This is a genomic window from Litorimonas sp., from assembly GCA_029936425.1.
Lineage (GTDB): Bacteria > Pseudomonadota > Alphaproteobacteria > Caulobacterales > Maricaulaceae > Litorimonas.
This window is the reverse complement of record JAPYSU010000086.1, coordinates 1-1,768: the sequence shown is the minus strand read 5'-3', so window position 1 is coordinate 1,768 and position 1,768 is coordinate 1. Positions and strand designations below refer to the sequence as shown.

Annotated in this window: 1 protein-coding gene; it reads left to right on the top strand. The window is 48.1% G+C overall.

Annotation, left to right across the window (positions count from 1 at the left end; all coding sequences use genetic code 11):
• On the top strand, positions 1 to 1,768 hold a 1,768-nt coding region (locus ACN0IC_RS15250), incomplete at both ends, for an FG-GAP-like repeat-containing protein (protein ID WP_416879606.1).

Below are 1,768 nucleotides of genomic sequence, written 5' to 3'. Positions count from 1 at the left end.
TCAGAGACCCATACCCGAAAAGCGCTTGAGACCAGCAGTTTCCTGTTGGCAGAGCCGTTATTGCCTGGCCGGGCACTGAGTGACGGTGAAGTGGCCGACCTGGCCGCATTTCTGCGTTCGCTTACCGATGATTGTGTGAAAAATTATCTGTGCCGCAATCAATGGACGCCGGATTTGAGCGAGGACCCTGATGGCAATCTTTTGGTACATGGTGAAAATCCGGTGGCAAAGCCAGACGTGATTGTCGATCCGGAACCGGATGAAGAAGAGCCTCCGGCGGAGCCTTCGGATTATGCCAAAGCAGTTGCGCTAAATTTTACCGCTCCGGAGCTGGCCACTTTCGCAGAATTGGGAGACTGCGATGAGGACCCCTCTGTATTGGCACTTAATAGCGGGTTAAATGTATTTCTCCCTCGCCATGATTTGGCGTTCGGACTGTATGATTTTATGGGCAGACCTAGTCACCCTCACGGCTTTAATGCGGAAACATGGGATGTTTCTGATGTGTTTTCAATTGAGCCTACGATGGTTTCCGGTGGAGTGAGCGCAGGTTATCTAGATGATAATTGCTGGTTGGATCTGGCTTATGCCGGTGGGGAGGCCTCGGGTATGATTTTTTATCGTAATCGAGGCGGTCAGGCGGGGTTTGATTCAATGGAGTTGCTTGATGATGACCCGGGAGGCCTGTTTACCGGTGTAGGTATGGCAGATTTAAATGGGGATTACCGGCGCGAAATGTTATTTGGCAATATTAAGCAGAAAAATGTGCCTGTTTATTCAAGTAATAGCAGTAATAAATATTACCGTGTGGCGAATATTTCCATGAGTAGGCACACCTATGGAATGTCATTCTCAGATACTAATAATGACGGTTACCCGGAAATTTTTCTGGCGCATTGGGTTCCTGGAAATGTCCTCACTGCCCCTGTTTTTTGGAAAAATAACGGTGGTGAAGAATTGATGCATTTTGACGGTGAGTCTGGATTGTCTAGCGACAGTATGTCTCAAGATTTCAATTTTTCGCCCCAGTTTGCAGACATGAATAGCGATGGTGAAATTGACTTGTTATTGGCATCTGATTTCGGCACCAGCGTGGTTATGCAAGGGGAGGGTAGTGGTCACTTCGGTAACGTCACCGATAGGGAGGTTATTTCCGATGAGAATGGAATGGGGGCAGCATTAGGAGATTACGACAATGATGGCGATTTAGATTGGTTTGTGACCTCCATATACGATCCAAATAGTGAGGCTGAAGGTAATTGGGGGGTGACGGGTAATAGACTGTATCGTAACAATAGCAATGGTGGTGATGTTGTTCTTGAAAATATTACTGGTGAGGCTGGCGTTGCTGATGGGGGCTGGGGCTGGGGGGCCTGTTTTGCTGATTTCAATAACGATGGTTTTTTGGATATATTCCATGTGAACGGTTTTGGAACGATTCCTGATGGCATTGTAAGCAATGAAAGCGAGCAAGCCACGAAAGACTACTACCAGAGGATTACACAGGAGTATTTCGACTCCTTGCCTCGGCTCTTTATTAACCAGGGTGACGGAACCTTCAAGGATCAAGCATTCCAATGGGGCTTGATGTTACCCAGTGATGGAAGAGGAATCACTTGCCTGGATTATGACAGGGATGGTGACATGGATGTGGCGTTGTTGGATCACTCCAAGGGGTTGCAGTTCTTTAGCAACCAGACGGGTAATGGCTTTGCCAGCCGTTTCCTGTCGGTGCGTTTGGTCGGTGCTGCACCGAACACGGAAGCGT